Genomic DNA, 22,151 nt, shown 5'->3' on the forward strand with positions numbered 1-22,151 from the left:
CTACACCACCCACCGTCCCAGCGAGTCCCAGGCCTATGGAAACCTTAATGAACTGCGGGTCGTGACGACTATTCCTTTAAATATTCTTTAATTGTTTGATGTGCCCCGGCTTCAGCGGGGAAGACGCTATTCCCGGCTGAAGCCGTTCCCACAGAAATCTCTGCAGTTCTTAAACGGAGGGTTATTTTTTGAAACTGATCTCACTACGCAACTCGATTGCCCTGGCCCTGTTCAGCGTCGCAGTCAGCGTCTCGGCCAAGCCCCTGGTGGTCTGCACCGAAGCGAGCCCCGAAGGCTTCGATATCGTCCAGTACACCACGGCCGTCACGGCCGATGCCTCGGCGGAAACCATTCTCGAGCGCCTGGTAGCGTTTACGCCCGGTACCACCGACACCGTGCCGGGCCTGGCCGAGAGCTGGGAGATCAGCCCGGATGGCCTGACCTACGTCTTCAAGCTGCGCCACGGGGTCAAGTTCCAGACCATCGATGGTTTCAAGCCGACCCGCGACATGAATGCCGACGACGTACTGTGGAGTTTCCATCGCCAGATGGACCCCAAACACCCATGGCATGACAAGTCCCTGACCGGCTTCCCCTATTTCGAGAGCATGGACTTCAACAACCTGCTCAAAAGCGTCGAAAAAGTCGACGACTACACAGTGAAGTTCACCCTGTCGCGCCCCGAGTCGCCATTCCTGCGCGACCTGGCCATGCCCTTCACCTCGATCTACTCGGCCGAGTATGCTGATCAGTTGCTCAAAAGCGGCAAAACCGCCGAGTTGAACAGCAGACCCGTCGGCACCGGGCCGTTCATCCTGACGCGCTATGCCAAGGATGCGCAGGTCCGCTATAAAGCCAACCCCGATTACTGGAAGGGTCCGGTTCCGAGCGAAGTACTGGTGTTTGCCATCACGCTCGACAACAATACGCGCCTGCAAAAACTCAAGGCCAACGAGTGCCAGGTCGCGCTTTACCCGAAACCCGACGATATCGACAGCATCAAGAAGGATCCCAATCTCAAGCTCGACGAGATGGAAGCGATGATGACCAGCTACGTCGCCATCAACACTTCGCACAAGTACCTCGGAGATGTGCGGGTTCGTCAGGCGATCAATCTGGCATTCGACAAGCAGGCCTATATCAAGGCCCTGTTTGGCGAAGGCAAGGCCACTGAGGGGGTCGGGCCGTATCCGCCGACCATGCTGGGTTATGACACGTCGATCAAGAACGCCGCCCATGACCCGGCCAAGGCCCGTGCGCTGCTCAAGGCCGCCGGGGTGCCGGAAGGCACGGTATTTACCCTGTTCGCCCGCAATGGCGGGGCCGTGACCAACCCCAATCCGTTGCTGGGGGCACAGATGTTGCAATCGGATCTGGCGCAAGTGGGTATCAAGGTAGATATTCGCGTCCTTGAATGGGGCGAGATGCTCAAGCGCGCCAAGAACGGCGAGCACGACATGGTCTTTGCAGGCTGGGCCGGCGATAACGGCGACCCGGACAATTTCGTCACCCCGAACCTGAGCTGTGATGCAGCCAAGAACGGTGAGAACTACGCTCGCTGGTGCAACAAGGCGTTCGAAGACGCCATCAGCGCAGCACGGGCCAAGACCGATCCGGCGGAGCGCGCCGCGCTTTACCAGAAGGCCCAGCAAGTGTTCAACCAGGAGCAACCGTGGATCAGCCTGGCTTACCCCAAGCTGTTCACTGCAATGCGCAAGAACGTCGAGGGCTATCACATTAGCCCCCTGACCAATAACAACTTCACCACTACCGGCGTGAAGTAAAAGAAGAAACGCCCGTCGTCGATCAATCCGAAAGACGACGGGTATGCCTAACCGGCTGATGAGGTACACCAGAAGATGTTGAGTTTTATTGCCCGCCGGGTGGGGTTGTTGATACCCACCTTCTTCGGCATCACCCTGCTGACCTTCGCCCTGATTCGCCTGATTCCAGGTGACCCGGTCGAAGTCATGATGGGCGAACGCCGGGTAGACCCCGTAATGCACGCCCAAGCCATGGAACGTCTTGGCCTGAACAAGCCCCTGTACGCGCAATACATCGACTACGTCGGCAAGCTCGCCCATGGCGATCTCGGCGAGTCCCTGCGCACCCGCGAAAGCGTGTGGAGCGAGTTCACATCGTTGTTTCCGGCCACGCTGGAACTGTCGATTGCCGCCCTGATCTTCGCTGGCATCCTGGGGCTGCTGGCCGGGGTGATCGCGGCACTCAAGCGAGGATCCCTGTTCGACCATGGGGTCATGGGTATCTCGCTTGCGGGATACTCGATGCCGATCTTCTGGTGGGGTCTGATCCTGATCATGTTCTTCTCGGTGTCCCTGGGCTGGACCCCGGTCTCGGGGCGCATCGACCTGCTCTACGACATCCCGCCGCGCACCGGCTTCATGCTGATCGACACCCTGCTCAGCGATGAGCAAGGCTCGTTCCTCGATGCCCTGCATCACCTGATCCTGCCGGCCATCGTGCTGGGCACCATCCCGCTGGCGGTCATCGCCCGGATGACCCGCTCCTCGATGCTCGAAGTGCTGCGTGAAGACTATGTGCGTACCGCACGGGCCAAGGGCCTGTCGCCGGCGCGCGTGGTATTCGTCCACGGCCTGCGCAATGCATTGATCCCGGTACTGACGGTGTTCGGCCTGCAGGTCGGCACGCTGCTGGCCGGTGCGGTGCTGACCGAAACGATCTTCTCCTGGCCGGGTATCGGCAAGTGGCTGATCGAGGCCATCGGCGCCCGTGACTACCCCGTCGTACAGAACGGCATCCTGCTGATCGCCTGCCTGGTGATCCTGGTCAACTTCGTCGTGGATATCCTCTACGGCCTGGCCAACCCACGCATCCGTCATCAGCGCTGAGACCACGACCATGAGCACACCTACTCCTGTGGCAGCAGTCGATCAAAGCCTGCTGTATCCGTCCCCGTACAAAGAATTCTGGCAAGCCTTTGCCAAGAACAAAGGCGCCGTTGCCGGCCTGGCGTTCATGCTGTTGATCATTTTCTGCGCATTGTTCGCGCCGTGGGTTGCCCCCCATGATCCGAGCGAGCAGTTCCGCGACTTCCTGCTGACGCCGCCGGCCTGGCTCGAAGGCGGGCAAATGCGCTTTCTGCTCGGCACCGACGAACTGGGTCGCGACCTGCTGTCGCGCCTGATCCAGGGTTCACGCCTGTCGCTGCTGATCGGCCTGTCCTCGGTGGTGATGTCGCTGATTCCGGGCATCTTCATGGGCCTGCTGGCCGGGTTCTTCCCGCGCATCCTCGGCCCTTCGATCATGCGCCTGATGGACATCATGCTGGCCCTGCCGTCGCTGCTGCTGGCCGTGGCCATCGTCGCCATCCTCGGCCCTGGCCTGATCAACACCGTGATCGCCATCGCCATCGTCTCGCTGCCGTCCTACGTGCGCCTGACCCGTGCCGCCGTCATGGGTGAACTCAACCGCGACTACGTGACCGCCGCCCGCCTGGCCGGTGCCACCCTGCCGCGCCTGATGTTCATCACCGTGCTGCCCAACTGCATGGCACCACTGATCGTTCAAGCGACCTTAAGTTTCTCCTCGGCAATTCTCGATGCTGCGGCACTGGGCTTCCTCGGTCTGGGCGTACAACCGCCGACACCTGAGTGGGGCACCATGCTCGCCTCGGCACGGGACTACATCGAACGCGCCTGGTGGGTGGTGAGCCTGCCCGGCCTGACCATCTTGCTCAGCGTGCTGGCAATCAACCTGATGGGCGACGGTCTGCGCGATGCGCTGGACCCGAAACTCAAGAACGCCGCCTGAGGAGGTTCACATGTCACTTTTAAGCATCAAGAATCTCAATGTCCGCTTCGGCGACAGCACTGCCGTGCCTGTAGTAGACGGCCTGTCCCTGGAAGTGGAAAAAGGCGAAGTCCTGGCCATCGTCGGCGAATCGGGTTCCGGCAAATCGGTGACCATGATGGCCTTGATGGGCCTGATCGATCACCCCGGCATCATCACCGCCGACTCGGTCAACTTCGACGGCCAGGAACTGCTCAAGCTGAGCAACCGCCAGCGTCGCCGTATCGTCGGCAAGGACCTGGCCATGGTGTTCCAGGACCCGATGACCGCGCTCAACCCCAGTTACACCGTCGGTTTCCAGATTGAAGAAGTACTGCGCCAGCACTTGAACATGTCCGGCAAGCAGGCGCGCCAGCGTGCCCTCGAACTGCTGGAAAAAGTCGAAATCCCCGGCGCCGCCCAGCGCCTCAATGCCTACCCGCACCAGCTGTCCGGCGGCATGAGCCAGCGCGTGGCGATTGCCATGGCCATTGCCGGTGAGCCCAAGTTGCTGATCGCCGACGAACCGACCACGGCCCTGGATGTGACCATTCAGGCGCAGATCATGGAGCTGCTGCTGAATCTGCAGAAAGAGCAGAACATGGCCCTGGTCCTGATCACCCACGACCTCGCCGTGGTCGCCGAGACCGCCCAGCGTGTCTGCGTGATGTATGCCGGGCAAGCGGTCGAAGTCGGCCACGTTCCCGAGCTGTTCGACATCCCCGCGCACCCGTACGCCGAAGCGCTGCTGGCGGCGATTCCCGAGCACAGCATGGGCGCCGAGCGTCTGGCCACGCTGCCGGGCATGGTTCCCGGCCGTTACGACCGCCCGCAAGGCTGTCTGCTGTCGCCGCGCTGCCCGTACGTACAGGACAACTGCCGCACCGAGCGCCCGAGCCTGGACCCCAAGGCCCATAGCCTTGCGCGCTGTTTCTATCCGTTGAATCAGGAGGTGGCGTAATGAGCGTCGTTCTTACCGCCCGCGACCTTACCCGTCACTACGAAGTCTCCCGTGGCATGTTCAAGGGCCATGCCCTGGTCCGCGCCCTCAACGGTGTGTCGTTCGAACTGGAAGCCGGCAAGACCCTGGCTGTGGTCGGTGAATCCGGCTGCGGCAAGTCGACCCTGGCCCGGGCCCTGACCCTGATCGAAGAACCGTCGTCCGGCTCGCTGAAAATCGCCGGGCAGGAAGTCACCGGCGCCAGCAAGGCTGAACGCAAGCAACTGCGCCGCGATGTGCAGATGGTGTTCCAGAGCCCTTACGCTTCGCTCAACCCCCGGCAGAAAATCGGTGACCAGTTGGGCGAGCCCCTGCTGATCAACACCAATCTGTCCAAGGAAGAACGCCGGGAAAAAGTCCAGGCGATGATGGCCCAGGTCGGCCTGCGTCCTGAGCACTACCATCGTTACCCGCACATGTTTTCCGGTGGCCAGCGCCAGCGGATCGCCCTGGCCCGGGCAATGATGCTGCAACCCAAGGTGCTGGTGGCGGACGAACCGACTTCGGCACTGGACGTCTCCATCCAGGCCCAGGTGCTGAACCTGTTCATGGACTTGCAGCAACAGTTCCAGACCGCCTACGTGTTCATTTCCCATAACCTGTCGGTGGTGCGTCACGTCGCCGATACAGTGTTGGTAATGTACCTGGGGCGCCCGGCGGAAATGGGTCCCAAGGACGAGATCTATAACCGCCCACTGCACCCCTACACCCAGGCGCTGCTGTCGGCGACCCCGACCATTCACCCGGACCCGCTCAAGCCGAAGATCAAGATCGTCGGCGAACTGCCCAACCCGCTCAACCCGCCAACCGGCTGCGCCTTCCACAAGCGCTGCCCGTATGCGACGGAGCGTTGCGTCAATGAGCTGCCGGAGCTGCGCCTGATCGATAACCGCCAGGTGGCTTGCCACCATGCCGAGCAATTCGTGGCGGCGTAGTCAATGCAGTAAATGAGAAAGGCGGTGTGCCCTGGCGCACCGCCTTTTTTTATGGACTCAGAAAAGCCGGTCCCACACACACTTTCAGGGTACGGCAAACAACACGCGCAGTCGGTCCAGTGCCGCCTCCAGATAACCCGAACGCAGCAAGTGTTCTATGTGTCCGGTACTGAAGCGATCAAGCCGCAAGTTTGCAATCAGCAGCTTTCTTACCGTGGCGGCATCGGCATTAGTCAATAGCGCTGGGTCGGCAAGCTTGTTGTGCTTACCGGCAAACTCCTTCATCCAGTCAAACGGGATCATGAAGTCCGTGGCATAGACAACTGCAAGAAAGGTGCTCAGTTCGTACTGCTGCTCTTCATCTGAGAGGGTTTTTAGTCTGCGAAAATCCGGCGCATGGTCAAGAATGATTTCGACGGTCTTTTTTGAAGGAATAGGCAAAACGGTCATGGCATTCATGCCTCAGAGATGAGAGAAGTGGATATTGATGGTATTGGCCAATACCTCATCAGTGGAGACGACGGTCATTATTTCAGGCGTGCCGGGTACAGGCTCCCACTCTACGTCTTCAACCCGGCTCACCAAGTGAAGCATTGAGCTGTCGAACAATACCTCGTGTTCGGTGGGGTAGGCTGAAACCGCCTCGATATTCTTGCCGATCTGCCCCTTCAACAGTATTTTATAATCATCTGCAAGGGGGACTTCCACATAAGAAGTACTTGAATAAGCAGCCTCTCTCACAACATTGGATACTTTGTAGATATCTTCGATTCCAGGAAACCTGCCAAGGTACCGTGTCAATAGTGCCCCAGGCACATAATTAGCCAACCCCGCCAACCCGGTACTCAGTGCCTCTATAAAGGACTGAAAGTATACAAATTCAGGATCAGTGACATCATTACGGCGCAAGGCTCTGTTCACAAAAATGTAAGTGACAATCGTATAATTGTAGATCGCGAACACTTGACGCTCTGTCAGCCCAAGCTCTCTCCCCTCTGCGACAGGCCAGGTTCGCGCGGGATATCGGGCTTTGACAGACTCTACCTCGGACTTGATGCTTCCGGGCACATCGGGTGGTGAAAAATAACTGCTCTTGAGCGAAGCAAACTCTGATTGCGCCTGCTCGCTGCGGTCGTCGGGTACGAAGATATTGATAGTTCTCCATCGACTTCTGGAGGCCAGGCTTGCGGCCGCGAAGAAAATCATCCGCAACATCACTGAAAAGTCTGCTTCACCCACTAAAGAGCTTAATACAGGCACCGCTACACGAATATCCCCTTCGACTCCTGCACCCTCGCCCGCAAAAACCCGCAAGGCCTGGAAGGCAATCCAGACGTCCGTTGCGGCAGACTCCGCTGGATCAATCGGTTCAAAGACAACCAAACGTTTAAAATAAAGGCCTGGCCCACTGGCGATATCTCGGGAGATCCAGCAAGGAAACAAAGGACGGAAGTCCATTGCAGGCTCACGTTCAAGGTCTTCGATAGAAACACCTGCTTCGTGCAGCTCAGCGACCCATCCGCCCTGCGCGGGATCATAGTCTTTGCTTCGAGCGGATATGATTAAATAGTCGACTGCATCGACCGCATTAATTTCGCCTATACTTCCGCGACTCAAGATTAATTCCCGCACGTCAAAGTCGAAGTGATCGACAATGAGAGCATCCAGCCTATCCATGGTCTTTCCCTCAGCGTTCAATACAGCGCTGGCATAAGACTAAATAAGCTTCGCAGCCAACTCAACTATCACATATGATAGTCCACAGACTTATTAGCGATATCGAATAAGCCTATTATAGTGACGGATTATTTTATCGGTGGCGTGAGCGCTTTCTAAAACTGCGCCTGATCGACAATCGCCGGGTGGCTTGCCACCATGCCGAGCGTTTTGTGCCGGCGTAGTCAATACAATAAATGAGAAAGGGCGGTGTGCCCGGGCGCACCGCCTTTTTTATGAATTTAGAAAAGCCCTGAGGGACCACACTTTCAAGGCACGGCAAACAACGCGCGCAACCGATCCAGTGCAGCCTCCAGATACCCTGAGCGCAGCAACTGCTCAAGATGCCCGGTACTGAAGCGATCAAGCCGCAAGTTGGCGATCAGCAACTTCCTCAGCATCGCCGCATCGGCGTTGCTCAGCACCGTTATGTCGGTCAGCTCATTGTGTTTCCCGGCAAACTCGGCCATCCAGTCGAAGGGCATCATGAAGTCCGTCGCATAGACGACTCCAATAAAGCTATCCAGTGCGCGTTGCTCTTCACGCTCGCTTGTCCGGGCCGTGAGCCTGGCAAAATCCGGTGCATGATCAAGAATGATATCGACGGTTGCTTTTGAGGGCGGGGGTAAAGTGATCATGGCGTCGAGACCTTACAGATGGGAGAAATGAATATTTGACGTGTTGGCCAACACCTCATCGGTCGTGACGACCTTAAAAGTAATGGGCACTCCTGGTAGAGGCTCCCACTCTTCTTCCTCGACTTTACTCACCAGGTGCAACATCGCACTGTCGAATAACACTTCCCGCTCCTCGGGAAAGTTGGACATTGCCTCGATATCCTTGCCAATTTGCCCCTTCAACAGAATTTTATAATCCTGAACCACAGGAAGTTCATCCCGGGTCGTGCTGGTGAAGGCCGCTTCCCGCACAACATTGGAAACCTTGTAGATATCCTCAACACCAGGAAACGCCACAAGATTGCGTGAAACGATTACCCCAGGCGAGTAATTGGCAAGCGCCGCCAGGCCTGAACCGAGCGCCTCTATAAGAGGCTGAAAATAGGCAAATTCGGGGTCAGTGACATCGCCGCGGCTCAAGGCTCTGTTAATAAAAATATAACTTTGACGCGTATAGTGGTAGATCGCCAAAGCCTGGCGTTCGGTGAGGCCATACTCGTGGGCGTCTGCCACACTCTTGAGTCGATCCGGGTATCGGGTCTTGATAGATGCAAGCAAAGCCTGGATCGCTTCTGGCTCATCTGGCGGTGAAAGATAGTGCTGTTTGAGCGAGGAAAAGTCCGCCGTCGCCTGATCAGCACGCTCATCAGACACGATTATAGTGATCTGCCGCCACCGCGCTCTTGAGGCCAGGCTGGCGGCGGCAAAAAAAATCATCCGCAACATCACCGAGAAATCCGCCTGTCCCGCCAACGAACTCAGTACAGGTAAAGCCACTCGCACATCCGCCTCGGTTCCCGCCCCATCACCGGCAAACAGGCGCAACGCCTGAAATACCATCCACAGATCCCGTGCCGCAAAGACATGCGGGTCTACAGGCTCAAACACCACCAGGCGTTTAAAGTTACGCCCTGGCCCCGTGGCGATGTCCCTGGATATCCAGCAAGGAAATGCAGGGCGTAAATCCATCGCCGGCTCACGCTCAAGCAGCTCGACAGAAACACCGGCCTCCTGGAGCTCTGCTACCCAGCCACCCTGAGCAGGGTCATAGTCCCTGCTTCGGCTGGATATCAGTAAATAGTCAATTGCATCAGCCTGCTCAAGTTCGCTGATACTTCCGCGAGCAAGGACCAATTCCCTTGGATCACTATCGAAGTGATCTATAACCAGATCATTCAGCCTTTCCATGACACACCTTGGTTTGCGTAAATAACGCTTAAAAAACTAAGGCATCGCTCCCTATACGGTCTACTGTCACTTATGACAGTAGACAGACTGTTTGGCGATAGGCTGCCGGCTCCTTATATCGGTGTCGCGGCCTTCCTTGAACGCGGCTCAGATCCAAAAAAGGCGGCGTGTCCGAAACGACACACCGCCTTTTTTGCGTGGGAACAAATCAACCTGTGGGAGCGGATTTATCCGCGAAGAGTCCAGTACATCCGACGTACTTTTTATAGTCTGTAATACTGCTTTCGGGAATGAATTCGCTCCAACAGTTATTCTGCCCAGGTTTTATCAGTAGACATCCCTTCTGTAACGTCCCTGCTCAACCAGTCGCTCCAGTTCCTCGGCACCGAGTATCTCGCTCAATGCCAGATCAACCCCCGCCGCCATCCCTTGAAGGCTGCCGCAGATATAGATTGCCGCACCTTGCACCAGCCACTCGCGAAGCTCATCTGCCGCTTCACGCAGGCGATCCTGTACGTAGACTTTCTCAGCCTGATCCCGGGAGAACGCCAGGTCCAGACGAGCCAGACTGCCGTTGGCCAGACAGCCTTGCAGCTCGTCGCCGCAATGGAAGTCATGGGCGACAGCGCGCTCACCAAAGATCAACCAGTTGCGAGTCTGTCCTTGCTCGACGCGAGCCTTGAGCAGGCTGCGCAATCCGGCCAGGCCCGTGCCGTTGCCGATCATGATCAGCGGCACGGGCTCGAGCGGCACATGGAAGGCGCTGTTGCGGCGCACACGCAGGCTGACCGAATCACCCAGTGCGACATGCTCGGTCAGCCAGCCGGAGCCCAGGCCCAGGCTGCCGTCGGCATGCAGTTCCTGGCGCACGATCAGTTGCAGCGAACCGTCGGACGGAATCGAGGCGATGGAATACTCGCGTACGGCAATCGGCACCAGGGCGTCGATCAGCGCCTGGGCATGCAGGCCGACCAGATGGGCACGGTGCATCGGCAACTGGCGACTTTCCAGGGCCTGGCTGATGCTCTCCTGCAAGCCGTCCACCTTCACCGAGGTGTCGGCAGCGATACCCAGGCCGCTGAGGAACTGGGCCACGGCGGCATGACTGTTGCGCGGCATGACTTCGACCAGGTCACCAGCCTGCCAGGTTTGTCCGGCAGGTGGTTCGAGATCCAGCAGGAACACTGGCGAGCCACTGCTGCCCGGGTTGAGGAACCGGCGCTTGCCCAGGGTCCAGTTATCGAACACCGGGGCCTGCCAGGTGCTGGTCGGCTGGCTGCCCGTCAAGTGCCCCAACTGCTGCTGCCAATGCTGCAAGGTGGCAGCGTCGCCGCTATCCACTTCTATGGGAGCAAACAGCGTGTTGCCGCCGCGCTCACTGAGCCAGCCACTCAGGCGTCGGGCAAAACCGCAGAAGTCCGGATATTGGCGATCACCCAGGCCCAGTACCGCGTAATTGAGATTTTCCAGGGCCAGGGGCTGGCCGAGGATCTTGCGCTCGAAGCCACGGGCGCTGTCCGGTGCCTCGCCATCGCCGAAGGTACTGACCACGAACAGAGCGTTATGCCGTTGCTTGAGATCCTGCTCGGTAACATCAGCCAGGCGCTGCACCTGCACCGGCCAGCCGGCGGTCTGCAATTGCCCCGCCGCCTGCCAGGCCAGTTGCTCGGCGAAACCGCTCTGGCTGGCAAAGCCGATCAACCATGGCGCGCGTTCGTCAGTATTGCTTGCTGACGGAGCCAGCGCGCCGCGGGCGGCCTGGACCTGGCGCTTCTTGCGCCGACGATCCAGGTACAGCAGCCAGCCAGTAATAAAGAACAACGGCATCAGCAGCGCGGCAAAGGTAATGATCAGGCGCCCTGGCAGGCCAAAGTAGCTGCCGACATGCAACGCGTAGTTACTGGCCAGCAGCTGGCTGCCGACTCCCTTTTCGGCATAACGCGACACACTGATGAGTTTGCCCGTGGCCGGATCAAGGCTCATCTGGTTCAGGGCGCGCTCGTGGGGTGCGGTTTTCAACAGGTAGAAGACGGTCGCCGGTTGCCCGGCGGCGTTCGGCAGACGCAGGTTATAACCACGCAGATCCGGCCCGGCAGTCTTCTGGATACTGTCCCAGATCGCCACGTAATCGATGGTCGGTGCTGCCGCAGGAGCTTGCTCCTGCCCGCCACGGCCGCCGCCCGGACGTTGACCACCACCCCCACCGCCACCTTTGCGCTGTTCAACCGACGCCGAATCGCCAATCAGACGGGTCATGCCTTCGTTGAACCATTGGTAGGACCAATTCAATCCCGTGATGGCCAGCAGCAGATAAATAATCAGGCACCAGGTACCAAACACCGAGTGCAGGTCCCAGTTGAAACTGCGGCCCTTCTTGGCCCAGTCCAGGGTCAGCCATACGCGCCAGTTCAAGGCCTGGCGCGGCCAGCGCAGATACAGACCAGACAGGCAGAAGAACACCAGGATCAGCGTGCAGGCGGCTGTAATCTGCTTGCCCGTCTCGCCTGCGGCGAGGAAGCGGTGCAGGTTGAGGATAAAGCCGAAGACCTGATCGCTGCCGGTAGTGCCGGTGATTACGCCGGTATAGGGATCGAAGTACTGCATCATCCCGCGACGTTCACCTGGCGGCGGCGTGTAATACACCTGCGCGGCATGATTGCCATCGACTTCGATGCGGAACATCGAGATCTTCTTGCCAGTATCCGCCTCGATCTTGCTCGCCAGTGCGGCAGGCGTCATTTGCACGTCCTGTGGCTGCACCAGCACCACGCCGGGGTTGAGCAACTCGGTGATTTCGTCTTCAAACGAATACAGCGCACCGGTAATCCCCATCAGGGCCAGGATCAACCCCGCGGTGATTCCGAAGAACCAGTGCACTTGAAACAGGACTTTCTTCAACACCCTTGATTACCTCACTCATCAGCCATGCCGCGTAGTATGAACTGAACGGAATGCATTCTCATTAGCGTTATCGCTTTGTATCGATTATTTACACGAGCTCCAGATTCAGTGGGACCGGCTTGAGCCGGTCCCACACCCCCCACAAGTGCATACAAACAAAAGCCCCGCTCACCCGAAGGTCAGCAGGGCTTGCATCGTCACTTGCGGTCAGAAGTGGAAGTTGGCGCTCATCAATGCAGTACGACCAGCCGCTACGTGGGCGTAGTGGGTCTGGAACACCTGGTCGAAGTAACGTTTGTCGGTCAGGTTCTGAACGTTCAGTTGCAGGTCGACGTTCTTGGTCAGGGCGTAGCTGGCCATGGCGTCATAGCGCCAGTAGGACGGTACTTCGATCGAGTTGGCCTCGTTGCCGAAGCGCGAGTCTACAAAGGTGGCACCGCCACCAATGGTCAGCTTCGGAATCAGCTCATAAGTGGACCACAGGTTGAAGTTGTTACGCGGCGTACTCGGCATATGATTGCCCTTGTCCGCTGCCAGTGTGGTCTTGACCAGCTCGCTCTCCATATAGGTGTAGCCGCCGTAGACTTTCCACTTGCTGGTGATCTTGCCGGTGTAGGTGAACTCGAAGCCGTCCACGCGCTGCTCGCCGTCCAGTACCTGATAGGTGCTGTTGTCCGGATCGGTGATACGGGCGTTGGTTTTCTCGGTGCGGAACAGCGCGGCAGTCAGGGACAAATCATCACCGAAGAAGTCCCATTTGGTGCCCAGCTCGTAGTTACGGTTCTTTTCCGGATCGAGATCGGTATTGGCCGCCGTTACTTCCAGCCCCCCATTACCACTGGTTTCACCGGACGGGTTGCTGGAGGTCGACCACGCCGCATACACGCTGCCATTAGGCAGTGGCTTGTAGACCACACCGACCTGGTAGTTCCACAGGTTGCTGGTTTTCTGCCGATCGAAGTTGCCCGCCACCGTGCCGCGACCGGCCGTGGCATAGCCGCTGGAACGCACATCGTAGTTGTCGTAGCGCAGGCCCAGGTTCAGGGACCACTGCTCGTTGAACTTCAGGGTATCGAACACATAGGCCGCAGAGGTCTTGGTGTCGGTATCGGTATACGCAGCGCTGTCAGTGATCTGGCCGTTCCACGCGTCTTTGGGCGTCGGATCGTACAGGTTGGTGCAATCGCCGGAGCGGATGACCGCTGCAGAGCAGACGGTGGCAATAGTGCCGCCGGTAGCGCTGAGCACGTTGTACGCGCGGTTATGGGTGTCCTGATAGCTGAATTCCACGCCGGTATTGAGGCTGTGGTTGATAAAGCCGGTATCGAACTTCGCGCTCAGGTCGGTCTGGTTGACGAAGCCACTGGACGTCGAATTACGGCTCTTGGCCGAACGCGAAACCGTGCCGCTGTTGACGTTGCCACGGCTGTCATCAGGGTTGGTGACGATGTAGTCCAGGGTCGAGCGCGACATACGGAAGCTGTTGGAGACCGTGACGTTATCGTTCAGGTCATGTTCGATGCGCAGGGTGCCGCTGTCATTCTTGCTTTTGCGATAGTCGCGGTCGGTCAAACCATAGAAGTTGTTCTTGTTGACGTCGACCGGCTTGTCCACGTTGTACTTGCTGCGCGCGGTACCGCTGTAGGCCAACGGAATGCCGTAGTCGGGCATGTCGTCGGTGTCCAGGTGGTAGTAGTCAACCTTCACCCGGGTGTCGGTGCCCAGGCCAAAGGCAAACGACGGCGCAAAACCCCAGCGGCTGACATCGACGTCATTACGACCGGCAACGTTGGCATCGTGCTTCATCAGGTTCAGACGAAATGCCGAGGTATCGGTCATCTGCTGATTGACGTCCAGAGTGTAACGCTGGGTCTGGTCGGAACCGAAGGTGTAGCCACCGTTATAGGCGTTGCCCAGGTGCGCTTCCTTGGTGATCAGGTTCAGGCTGCCGCCCGTGGAACCAGCGCCGGTAAAGGCCGAGCCCGGCCCCTTGCTGATTTCCACCGATTCAATGTTGAAGATTTCGCGAGTTTGCGCGGCGACATCACGCATGCCGTCGATGAACACGTCGCTCTCGGCGTTGAAGCCACGAATGATCGGCCGGTCTGCGTTCGGGTTGCCGCCCTCGCCTGCACCGAAGGTAATGCCCGGCGTGGTGCGCAAAGCGTCCGCCAGACTGGTGGCGGCGGTGTCGCGAATAACCTGCTGCGCGATGACGGTCACGCTCTTGGGCGTCTCGCGCAGTGGCGCGGTGTATTTTTTCGAGGCCGACTCATCGGTCTTGTAAGTAGCATCCTGCTCACCGGTGATGCTGGTGGCGCCCAGGTTGATGGCCTTGTCTTCGCCGGTTTCGGCGGCCTGGGACATGGTCCCGGCAGACATCGCCGCCACTGCCACGCCGACGGCCGAGGCAATCGAACGCGGAGAATGAGGTGCTGAGAACAGGTGTTCGCGCGACATGATTGGTTCCTTCCCCAAGGAGTTAAGGCGGCGGAATATAGGGGAATCACGTCTTTGCAACAATTGAGAGGTATTGCTATTTGAGAAAAATTTACGTTCTTTACATTCTCGATTGACGAAATTTTAGCGACCCTTGATGTCGATCATCGTTACAGGTTTTACATAGACAATAAGAATCACTACCATTCTCTACTTCTTCTGTTTACCGGGCCCCACCACCATGCTGCTACACGTCCCTGGCTTGTTTAATCGTGATGAAGTGTTGCGTATCCGCCAGGCGCTGGAGCAGGCGGAGTGGGCCGACGGCAAGATCACTGCGGGTTACCAGTCAGCCAAGGCCAAGCACAACCTGCAACTGCCCGAAGACCACCCGTTGGCACGGGAAATTGGTGCGGCAATGGTCGAACGGCTGTGGAGCAACCCGCTGTTCATGTCGGCCGCCCTGCCCCGCAAGATCTTCCCGCCACTGTTCAACTGCTATACCGGCGGCGGCAGCTTCGACTATCACATCGACAACGCCGTGCGTTACGTCAAGGGCAGCCCGGAGCGGGTTCGCACGGATGTCTCGACCACGGTGTTCTTCAGCGACCCGGATGACTACGACGGCGGAGAACTGGAAATCCAGGACACCTACGGCGTGCAGCGGGTCAAGCTGCCGGCCGGGGACATGGTGATCTACCCCAGCACCAGCCTGCACAAGGTCACCCCGGTCACTCGCGGCGCGCGCATCGCCTCGTTCTTCTGGACCCAGAGCCTGGTGCGCGAGGACAGCCAGCGCGCCCTGCTGTTCGAGATGGACAATGCCATTCAGAAACTGACCATGGACGTACCCGATCATCCTTCGCTGATCCAGCTGACCGGCACCTACCACAACCTGCTGCGCCGCTGGGTCGAGGTCTGACGCTTGAACTGGAACCTGCAACGCGAAGAGATCCTTGATGGCGAGCAATTGGCCCGGATGCTGGAAGAAAATCCTGCCCGCGCCGCCCAGGCGATCCTGATCGCTGCCCGGGAGAACATCGTCGACGCCCAGGCGCTGCTGGGGCAGATCCTGCTCGATGGCAACGGTATCGAGCAGGACCAGGTCCTGGCCCTGCAATGGTTCGCCATCGACGCACAAAAGGGCCACAGCATGGCGCGCAATATGTTGGGTCGCTGCCACGAGCATGGCTGGGGCTGCGAACCGGATGCCGCCAAGGCCGCCGGGCATTATCTGATCGCCGCCGAACATGGCCTGGATTGGGGCCTGTATAACCTGGGCAACCTGCTGTCCACCGGACGCGGCATCCAGCAGGACCCACGCCGCGCCCTGAACTGCTACCGCCAGGCGGCCAACATGGGCCACGCCAAGTCCATGAACCTGCTGGGTCGCTATCTTGAGGAAGGTTATTGCTGTCAGGTCGACCTACCCGCCGCCTACGAGTGGTATCGCCGCTCAGCCGAAGCCGGAGACTTTCGCGGGCAGTTCAGCTACGCCGCCGTGCTGGCCGACCAAGGTCATCTTGATCAGGCGGTGGCCTGGCTCAAGACCGCACTGGCAGGGGGAAATTTGAATTTTCTCAGGGTCACCCGCAAGACGCTGTTACAGGCAAGTCAGTCGCAGCTGCGCGCGCTGGCGATTGATTATCACCAACGCGCGGCTGAACTGGGTGATGAGTCCGACGCGGTAGAACTCAGAAATTTTCAGGCTGATATGCAGCCCCCAGTGTCAGGCGACTGATCTTAACTGCGCCACTCGCGGCGCAAATCGTCCAGGTAACTGACCAGCACCTGCGAGTGATTAATGAATTGCGAGGCATACTCGACAATGTCCTCGCCTGCATCGCCGTTGTGCTCAATAAAGCGGCGCAAGGCTTCGAGCAGTTTGCCAATCTCGGTTACGTAAAGCTGGCGGGGCACGTCCAGGTCCAGCACAGCCTGTAACTGGGCCAGTTTTTTCTTGGCCATATCCCGGCGCTCGCGCATATCGCCGAGCCTGCGACGCAGGCTATCCAACTGTTCCTGTACTGTCTTGCGCAACTTGATCAAATCATCGTAGCGGATCGCATCGGCGGCCAGACCGAGAATATTCTTGAGCCCCTCAAGGCCAGCTTTCACGGAACCAATCAGGGGATTCTTGGGATCGATTTCCATGAGTTTTTCCAGGGAACTGATCAAGGGCTTGAGTCGATCCAGAAAGCTGATCGCTTCAACATCGGCAATCAACTTGTTCACCATAGTCTCCCGTTCCACCAGTTCGGCGAGGGTCTTTTCCTGGTCAGCCAGCGAACCGGCCAACTCATCGATCTCCTTCTGCAAAGCAGGCATCACGAACCTGGCCTCATCCAGGCTTACAGCCTTGAGATTGACCAGATTGTCGTCAAAATCACGGGCGTGCTTGCGGATGCCAAGCAGACCTTGGGCAATCTGTTCATTCAAGTCGACACTCAGTGCAGCAATGGCTTGCAGCACCTCGTCGTCAGGCTCCTTGCCACGCAAGTCGACAATCGCTTGCAGCAAGTCCGCCAGGCCATCGTTTTCCAGAACAGGCGGGATCAGAGTCAAAACATTGAGGGCCTGCTTGTCGACGCTATCGAACTCTCTTTGCAGGTCCAACAACTTCTCTTTGAGTACGGGTAGATAAATATCGCTCAGCGCGCTCGCCTGACGATTGAATTCCTGTCGGTTTTTATTGACCACAGCAATATCAGGTTGCGGTAATTGAAAAGGCGTATCGATAGTATGAATAGTCATTGGTTCTTTTCACTCTTATAATAGATTTGATATAACGCCCATCAAGCGTCTTTTTCATCCAGCGCGTTATTGAAAGCGGTCAGCAGGTCCCAGGACTGCTTCTTGATGTCCTCCCAATTGGCAATCACAGTCTTGAAACGAGAAACAAAACTTACCAGATACATTGCATTGGTGATGCCCTCAAAGCGTCGATAAGACGAGTCAACCAATTCATCCAGAAGCACCCACAGGCTCTCAAGATTGGACACACTGCTCGCCGCACCCTCCATCCTGATCTGTAAGTCCTGCATGTCAGTTTCAAGTTTCAACAATGCCGCCGAAAGACGGTTGATCTGTTCAACCTGTATTTCAAGTTGACGCTTTTGCGCCATCAGGGCCTCTTTATCCCTATTTGCCTGGGCGGCCTTTGGCCCCCAGATTGAATATGAAATTCCGCCACCAATGGGGCCCCACCAGAAGCCGAGCCACTTGAACTTCGAATACTCTTCATACTCTTTGATCTTCTGCTGGATGCGCTCATTCAATAGGGCAATTTCGCTATTGAGCAGCGCAAGCACTTCATTGGTATTACCGCTGGCGATCAACTGGATCTTCAGGTTGACGCTCGGCGCAATATCGTTTTTCAACATGTCCTTGAACGTGGAAATACTGCTCTTGACCCGCTGCGTGCTGTCGCTGTGCTCCTTGACATAGCCTTTGAGCTCATCAACCAGGCTCAACAGCGCCGGGATCTTCTTATGGTCGTCTGGCAGCATGTCCACTGGCGGCAGGCGGTCGATCTCATCCGGTGTCAGATCACCGACCTTGCGTTGCTGGTAGGACTCGAGGCTGGTTATGAACTGGATCATTTCCTGACCCGTGGTGATCAGGTTGCCAGCGAACACATTAAGGTCGCTGCCGACCTCCTTCATATCGGACTCAATGGGCGCCCAACTTCTGGCGTGGGTATTGATGCCCTGGTACAGCACCTGAATATCCTCGGCTTCGAGGCCCTTGATATTACTATTCTGGTTATTCAGAAGCTGCCGGACTTCTTCGAGATCCGTCGGTAACTCCAGGCCGGCTTTTACATAGCGTCGAATACGCCGTACATCCTCGTTAGTGATCAACAATCCCGGATCGCGCTCGGACTCCGACTCCTTGCCGCTCAAGAGATCAAGATAGTTTTTAGTGGCCTCACTGACCTCATCGAAGCCACGGACTTCGGGGTGATCGAGGCTGGGGTTTATCATACTCATCATCAATATCCTTATTATTTAAATTATCACCCCTGGCAAGGGGCGCTTTAAAAACTAGCAAAGGATTTAACTATTAAACAGACCCGACTACCGACCTGAACTGTAGGAATACGACAATAGGCATCAATGACTTTACTGCAAATATCCCTTCTTATTTTATGGATCCATAATAGCCACCCAACTTGATCAGGCAGCAAATAAACAAATAATGCATATCAAACGGCAACGACTTAACAACCCATTACCATTGCCCGTGGGGTCATACCTGGCGAGCAAAAAAAAACCCATGATCACTCATGGGTTTTTTCACATCCGGCTACGGCATTACACGTAATAGGACTTCAGCGGCGGGAAGCCGTTGAACTCTACGGCGCTGTAGCTGGTGGTGTAGGCGCCGGTGGACAGCCAGTACAGGCGATCGCCGATGGCCAGGTTCAGGGGCAGGCCGTACTTGTAGTTTTCGTACATGATGTCCGCGCTGTCGCAGGTAGGACCGGCGATGACCACTTCTTCCATCTCGCCCTTCTTCTCGGTCCAGATCGGGAACTTGATGGCTTCGTCCATGGTTTCGATCAGGCCGGAGAACTTGCCCACATCCGTGTACACCCAACGCTCGACAGCGGTGCGGGATTTACGCGCAACCAGTACCACTTCGCTGACCAGGATGCCGGCGTTGGCAATCAGCGAACGGCCAGGCTCCAGAATGATTTCCGGCAGGTCGTCGCCGAAATCTTCCTTGAGGAAGCGGATGATTTCTTCGGCGTAGGTTTCCAGGCTGTTGGTACGGGTGATGTAGTTGGCCGGGAAGCCGCCACCCATGTTGATCAGCTTGAGTTCGATGCCGTCTTCTTCTTTCAGACGCTCGAAGATTACCTTGACCTTGGCGATGGCCGCGTCCCAGACACTGATGTCGCGCTGTTGCGAGCCAACGTGGAAGGACACACCGTAAGGCACCAGGCCCAGGTCACGGGCCAGGATCAGCAGGTCCATGGCCATGTCGGTCTGGCAACCGAACTTACGCGACAGAGGCCAGTCAGCCGTGGTCGAGCCTTCGGTGAGGATACGCACATAGACTTTCGAACCCGGCGCGGCCTTGGCGATGTTGCGCAGGTCGGCTTCCGAGTCGGTGGAGTACAGACGTACGCCCTTGTCGTAGAAGTAGCGGATGTCCTTGGACTTCTTGATGGTGTTGCCATAGCTGATACGGTCGGCGCTGACGCCCTGGCCCAGTACTTTGTCCAGCTCATAGATGGAAGCGATATCGAAGCTCGAACCCTTCTTGTTCAGCAGGTCGATGATCTCGACAGCCGGGTTGGCCTTGACCGCGTAGTAGACCTTGGCGAATTCGAAGCCTGCGCGCAGGTCGTCGTAGGCCTGGCTGATCATCTGGGTGTCGATCACGACAAACGGGGTTTCCTGCTTGTCGGCGAACGCCTTCATTTTCTCGAAGGTGTTTTTTTCGAAATAGTCTTCGACCTTAATCGGCATGCTCAGGGACTCCAATGGCAAACAAATGAATAAATGGGTGCGAGGGCCAGTCATCAATGACAGGCCCTACCGAACGTCCTCCGTATCCCCACTTTGGTTCGCCTACTTCCCAAGGCATGTCGCCGAAAGCAAAAAGGCCATGGGAGCGACGCTGCCCTTGGCCTTGCTGTCTCGTCGTCAGTACTTGAGCCGGATGGATCGTTTCCAGCATGGACGTTCGGCGCGAACTTTAGGACCTGAAGGGCTCGAGATCAACAAAAAATGTCGCTTTTCTGCCTGTTTTCACCCGTGGGTGAACCGCTCAACCACTCCCCACTATGTAACCGACCGACATGACAGCGTGATGTTCCGCCCGATGTGGTTTTGATCGCCCCATGACGATGCTGCCCTGCACCGTGGCACCGGCAATCAAATGGTCATTAAAAGATCGGCTTTCACTGCAAAAAGGACTGGATACCTAGCAGTTCTGACAGTAGTAGGCCCTCTGCTGGCTGCATAGCATTTCTCTGTAAACCTGCAATTTCCTCCCAACAAACACTACGCAGTCTTCTGAGCGCAAACGGGAGTTTTGTAGGAGCTGCCGAAGGCCGCGAACGGACCTGTCCGATACGCCGCTTTCGCAGCCTTCGGCAGCTCCTACAGGTCCGTGTTTATCGCTCGAACGCGTAAACACAGCTGCCTGCTTATAGGCCGAGGTATTTGCCATGGACGACAGAACAAAAACAGTCCTGCATGCATCGCTATCACTCCCCGCATTCTTACTGGCCAGCAGCATCGCCTGGGCCGGTGCAGGGACCGACACTGCCCACTTGATGAACTATTACTACAGCCGCACCGTGGAGGATTGCGGCGAGGGCCGGCCAGCCTTCTGGTGCTCCGGGCTGTTACTCCGGGGCACCGAGAACTCCGATCAATTCAATGCCTGGAACCCCAGCCCCGCTTCAAAGAAGAGTGGCGGTGTGTCCATGTCTTACTTGCGTAAGGACTCGGAATATCAGGACCTTGGCCTATTGAAAACCAACGGCTTCGTTTTAAAACCCAATGACTTTATCGAGAAAGACCAACGCAAGACCAAGGTCCTGTGTTTCTTCCCGATCGATGCCTGGACTGACTATAGGAGCGACGCGGGTTGCGCTGATAATACTGAGACAACTGACCGGGTCGAAAAAATCTGCCAGAGCGCCAATATCAAAACCGCCGAAGCGTGGTTGAAGGACTACCGCAGCGTGCGCAACGACCATAAACGCCAGTGCGGCTTCGAGATCGGTGACCGCCCGGACGACGCCTACTCTTTTTACCAGGGCATCCGCGCCCGGCAGATGATCAAGGACGAGTCCATGGAGACCCAGACCGAGGTACGGGTGGAAACCTGGCCAGAGGATCTGGATGGGGATCTGCCGATCATGGCCTTCATCTATACCGAGGCCAAGGGCCTGGCCGGTGCCAGGGCCGATCAACAGAAATACTACAAGGCCACCGCTGCCAAGGGCAAAGCTATATGGCTGCCCGTGATCAAGGCCGACCTGCCGCGGACCTCCGCACAGAACGCCCGCTTCACTTACAATCCGGCGGACCAGAGCGTCCCCGAGCCCAAGGCGGACAACCCCTGCACCAGCTATATCGCTGATGCCAATTGGGAGAAGCGTTTCGACCCCGGGATCGAAAAAGAGGCCTGGACACTGTCAGTCAAACCCACCGAATGCGGCCGCAAACTCACTCCCGCCCAGACCGAAGCCGCCTATGGCGAGCTGTTCAACAAATACGGCAGCGACCCGCGCTGGACACCGGATAACGGCAGCATGCGCCGGCAGTTTGTCTGCCATCTGACTTGGACGGGCAAGGATAAAGATACGGGCAAAACCATCCGTGCCCGGGACAAGAACGTGTGGAACCTGGAACCCTTCCGACCCTATGTATCGCAGGAGGACGCACTCAAGGCCGATTGCAACCCGTTCTTGAGCACGCCCTGATGCCACTCATTGAAGCGGGTCAGCGCTGTGGGCAG

17 protein-coding genes are annotated in these 22,151 nt (G+C 57.4%); 8 read left to right on the top strand and 9 right to left on the bottom strand.

Going from position 1 to position 22,151, the window contains the following annotated elements; genetic code table 11:
* Positions 1-188 precede the first annotated feature (188 nt).
* From ACCD02_RS28715 to ACCD02_RS28735, 5 genes are all read left to right on the top strand, one after another.
* Positions 189-1,784, top strand: coding sequence for an ABC transporter substrate-binding protein (locus tag ACCD02_RS28715; protein ID WP_413309386.1), 1,596 nt, complete (start codon positions 189-191; stop codon positions 1,782-1,784).
* A gap of 75 nt (positions 1,785-1,859) precedes the next feature.
* The gene (locus ACCD02_RS28720) at positions 1,860-2,870 is read left to right on the top strand and encodes an ABC transporter permease subunit (RefSeq protein WP_259106461.1); all 1,011 of its coding nucleotides are present in this window, start codon (positions 1,860-1,862) and stop codon (positions 2,868-2,870) included.
* Positions 2,871-2,880: 10 nt separating this feature from the next.
* A complete protein-coding gene (locus tag ACCD02_RS28725; protein ID WP_259106452.1) occupies positions 2,881-3,792 on the top strand; it encodes an ABC transporter permease subunit in 912 nt (303 codons plus the stop codon).
* A gap of 10 nt (positions 3,793-3,802) precedes the next feature.
* The gene (locus ACCD02_RS28730) at positions 3,803-4,771 is read left to right on the top strand and encodes an ABC transporter ATP-binding protein (RefSeq protein ID WP_413309389.1); all 969 of its coding nucleotides are present in this window, start codon (positions 3,803-3,805) and stop codon (positions 4,769-4,771) included.
* Positions 4,771-5,745 carry a peptide ABC transporter ATP-binding protein gene (locus tag ACCD02_RS28735; RefSeq protein WP_413309391.1) on the top strand — a complete coding sequence of 325 codons (975 nt, stop codon included), beginning with the start codon at positions 4,771-4,773 and terminating at the stop codon, positions 5,743-5,745. The genes ACCD02_RS28730 and ACCD02_RS28735 overlap by 1 nt, the downstream gene beginning before the upstream one ends.
* An 84-nt stretch (positions 5,746-5,829) precedes the next feature.
* On the opposite strand, the gene ACCD02_RS28740 is transcribed toward ACCD02_RS28735, so the two are convergent.
* The 6 genes from ACCD02_RS28740 to ACCD02_RS28765 all read right to left on the bottom strand — a co-directional run bounded on the left by ACCD02_RS28740 (position 5,830) and on the right by ACCD02_RS28765 (position 14,687).
* On the bottom strand, positions 5,830-6,195 hold the full coding sequence (locus tag ACCD02_RS28740) for a DUF6508 domain-containing protein (RefSeq protein WP_413309393.1): 366 nt from the start codon (positions 6,193-6,195) through the stop codon (positions 5,830-5,832).
* Positions 6,196-6,207: 12 nt separating this feature from the next.
* Complete coding sequence (locus ACCD02_RS28745) at positions 6,208-7,422, bottom strand: hypothetical protein (RefSeq protein ID WP_413309395.1); 1,215 nt, start codon at positions 7,420-7,422, stop codon at positions 6,208-6,210.
* Positions 7,423-7,730: 308 nt separating this feature from the next.
* Positions 7,731-8,099 (bottom strand): DUF6508 domain-containing protein, encoded by a 369-nt coding sequence (locus ACCD02_RS28750; protein WP_413309397.1) that lies wholly within the window; start codon positions 8,097-8,099, stop codon positions 7,731-7,733.
* A 12-nt stretch (positions 8,100-8,111) separates the two neighbouring features.
* Positions 8,112-9,326: an ADP-ribosyltransferase domain-containing protein gene (locus tag ACCD02_RS28755; protein WP_413309399.1), complete on the bottom strand. Its 1,215-nt coding sequence runs from the start codon at positions 9,324-9,326 to the stop codon at positions 8,112-8,114.
* Between the two features lie 327 nt (positions 9,327-9,653).
* A complete protein-coding gene (locus tag ACCD02_RS28760) occupies positions 9,654-12,224 on the bottom strand; it encodes a PepSY domain-containing protein (RefSeq protein WP_413309466.1) in 2,571 nt (856 codons plus the stop codon).
* A 210-nt stretch (positions 12,225-12,434) separates the two neighbouring features.
* Positions 12,435-14,687 carry a TonB-dependent receptor gene (locus ACCD02_RS28765; RefSeq protein ID WP_413309401.1) on the bottom strand — a complete coding sequence of 751 codons (2,253 nt, stop codon included), beginning with the start codon at positions 14,685-14,687 and terminating at the stop codon, positions 12,435-12,437.
* Positions 14,688-14,907: 220 nt separating this feature from the next.
* Here ACCD02_RS28765 and ACCD02_RS28770 point away from each other — a divergent pair, with 220 nt between their 5' ends.
* Both ACCD02_RS28770 and ACCD02_RS28775 read left to right on the top strand, forming a co-directional pair.
* A complete protein-coding gene (locus ACCD02_RS28770) occupies positions 14,908-15,588 on the top strand; it encodes a Fe2+-dependent dioxygenase (protein WP_413309403.1) in 681 nt (226 codons plus the stop codon).
* Positions 15,589-15,591: 3 nt separating this feature from the next.
* The gene (locus ACCD02_RS28775; RefSeq protein ID WP_413309405.1) at positions 15,592-16,407 is read left to right on the top strand and encodes a tetratricopeptide repeat protein; all 816 of its coding nucleotides are present in this window, start codon (positions 15,592-15,594) and stop codon (positions 16,405-16,407) included.
* 2 nt (positions 16,408-16,409) lie between these two features.
* Here ACCD02_RS28775 and ACCD02_RS28780 read toward each other — a convergent pair whose 3' ends face one another.
* The 3 genes from ACCD02_RS28780 to ACCD02_RS28790 all read right to left on the bottom strand — a co-directional run bounded on the left by ACCD02_RS28780 (position 16,410) and on the right by ACCD02_RS28790 (position 20,146).
* Positions 16,410-17,420: an alpha-xenorhabdolysin family binary toxin subunit B gene (locus ACCD02_RS28780; protein ID WP_413309407.1), complete on the bottom strand. Its 1,011-nt coding sequence runs from the start codon at positions 17,418-17,420 to the stop codon at positions 16,410-16,412.
* Positions 17,421-17,461: 41 nt separating this feature from the next.
* Complete coding sequence (locus tag ACCD02_RS28785; protein WP_413309409.1) at positions 17,462-18,661, bottom strand: alpha-xenorhabdolysin family binary toxin subunit A; 1,200 nt, start codon at positions 18,659-18,661, stop codon at positions 17,462-17,464.
* A 321-nt stretch (positions 18,662-18,982) separates the two neighbouring features.
* Positions 18,983-20,146 (bottom strand): type III PLP-dependent enzyme, encoded by a 1,164-nt coding sequence (locus tag ACCD02_RS28790; RefSeq protein WP_413309411.1) that lies wholly within the window; start codon positions 20,144-20,146, stop codon positions 18,983-18,985.
* Between the two features lie 704 nt (positions 20,147-20,850).
* Between ACCD02_RS28790 and ACCD02_RS28795 the strand changes: the two genes are divergently transcribed.
* Positions 20,851-22,116 carry a DUF2599 domain-containing protein gene (locus ACCD02_RS28795; RefSeq protein WP_413309413.1) on the top strand — a complete coding sequence of 422 codons (1,266 nt, stop codon included), beginning with the start codon at positions 20,851-20,853 and terminating at the stop codon, positions 22,114-22,116.
* Positions 22,117-22,151: the final 35 nt, after the last annotated feature.

The organism is Pseudomonas sp. Pseusp88 (assembly GCF_047303955.1).
In the GTDB taxonomy this organism is placed as follows: domain Bacteria; phylum Pseudomonadota; class Gammaproteobacteria; order Pseudomonadales; family Pseudomonadaceae; genus Aquipseudomonas.

Bases quoted from the DNA above. Each gene is read 5' to 3' on its own strand.
- ACCD02_RS28720 (WP_259106461.1), top strand. From the start codon at position 1,860: ATGTTGAGTTTTATTGCCCGCCGGGTGGGGTTGTTGATACCCACCTTC.
- ACCD02_RS28725 (WP_259106452.1), top strand. From the start codon at position 2,881: ATGAGCACACCTACTCCTGTGGCAGCAGTCGATCAAAGCCTGCTGTAT.
- ACCD02_RS28730 (WP_413309389.1), top strand. From the start codon at position 3,803: ATGTCACTTTTAAGCATCAAGAATCTCAATGTCCGCTTCGGCGACAGC.
- ACCD02_RS28735 (WP_413309391.1), top strand. From the start codon at position 4,771: ATGAGCGTCGTTCTTACCGCCCGCGACCTTACCCGTCACTACGAAGTC.
- ACCD02_RS28740 (WP_413309393.1), bottom strand. From the start codon at position 6,195: ATGACCGTTTTGCCTATTCCTTCAAAAAAGACCGTCGAAATCATTCTT.
- ACCD02_RS28745 (WP_413309395.1), bottom strand. From the start codon at position 7,422: ATGGATAGGCTGGATGCTCTCATTGTCGATCACTTCGACTTTGACGTG.
- ACCD02_RS28750 (WP_413309397.1), bottom strand. From the start codon at position 8,099: ATGATCACTTTACCCCCGCCCTCAAAAGCAACCGTCGATATCATTCTT.
- ACCD02_RS28755 (WP_413309399.1), bottom strand. From the start codon at position 9,326: ATGGAAAGGCTGAATGATCTGGTTATAGATCACTTCGATAGTGATCCA.
- ACCD02_RS28765 (WP_413309401.1), bottom strand. From the start codon at position 14,687: ATGTCGCGCGAACACCTGTTCTCAGCACCTCATTCTCCGCGTTCGATT.
- ACCD02_RS28770 (WP_413309403.1), top strand. From the start codon at position 14,908: ATGCTGCTACACGTCCCTGGCTTGTTTAATCGTGATGAAGTGTTGCGT.
- ACCD02_RS28780 (WP_413309407.1), bottom strand. From the start codon at position 17,420: ATGACTATTCATACTATCGATACGCCTTTTCAATTACCGCAACCTGAT.
- ACCD02_RS28785 (WP_413309409.1), bottom strand. From the start codon at position 18,661: ATGATGAGTATGATAAACCCCAGCCTCGATCACCCCGAAGTCCGTGGC.
- ACCD02_RS28790 (WP_413309411.1), bottom strand. From the start codon at position 20,146: ATGCCGATTAAGGTCGAAGACTATTTCGAAAAAAACACCTTCGAGAAA.
- ACCD02_RS28795 (WP_413309413.1), top strand. From the start codon at position 20,851: ATGGACGACAGAACAAAAACAGTCCTGCATGCATCGCTATCACTCCCC.